This is a genomic window from Vibrio sp. 1288 (genome assembly GCF_033344475.1).
Map to the genome: position 1 here is coordinate 1 of NZ_JAWPOX010000231.1, position 921 is coordinate 921.

At 41.3% G+C, this 921-nt stretch carries 1 protein-coding gene; it reads right to left on the reverse strand.

Annotated features, from left to right (window positions below; all coding sequences use genetic code 11):
* Positions 1-18: 18 nt before the first annotated feature.
* Positions 19-921, reverse strand: a 903-nt coding sequence (locus R8O11_RS25890) for a response regulator (protein WP_318194697.1), incomplete at its 5' end; no start/stop codon positions are given.

Below are 921 nucleotides of genomic sequence, written 5' to 3' on the forward strand. Positions count from 1 at the left end.
TCAATCCTGAGCTCTGTTTTAAATCCAGTTAGCAATTTTATCGAAAAGGCGATTCTTATCAGCGGGTTTAACGATAAAGTCGGACATGCCGGATGAGCCAATTTTATCTAGCGTCACAGGAGAACTGTCTCCCGTATGCGCAATAATCGGCACCGATGCATACGGCTTTTCTGAGTTACGGATACGTCGCGACGCTTCTACTCCGTCCATGATTGGCATCTCAATATCCATTAAAATCAGATCGATATTTTCTTTTTCAAGAGTGTCCAATGCTTGCTGACCATCTTCCTTTTGTACCACTTCAAATCCCTGCTTCTCTAGTAACATCGCCGTAAACTTACGCAGAGACTCGTTATCATCCACAACCATGATGGTTCGCTTGATGGATTTATCTAAAGGCGCAGATGGCAGCGTTGACGAGATATAAGTGGAATCGTAAAGCAAACGTTCAATCGTAGCTTTGGTATTTAGCAGCCACGCTTGAGTCTCTACCCAAATCGGGTCATTGCCGGCTTTTTTAGCTCGTTGTGCAGGTTTGTGCTCAAAAAGATACACCACACGCGCTTCAGTAAATGAAAGTAACGATTCGATTCTGTCTAATTGGTTTTCTAAAACATCAAGGCTTTCCACATCGACAAATATCAGGTCAAATTCAAACTCGTATTCTTTCTTTTTAAAGACGCTTTTTACATCTAAAACGGTGACATCAAATCCCATGAAGCGACTAATATCTACCATTTTTTGCACGATAATGTCTTGATTACTGACCAATAAAATCGATTTCATTTTGGTCAGCTCATCTTTAATTTCTGTTACCGTATCTGATGTGATAGGCGGAAAAGTCAACGTAAACTGTGACCACTCTCCCGGCTGGGAAATGCACTTAATATTACCGCCAAATGAACGCATGACTTTCTTACA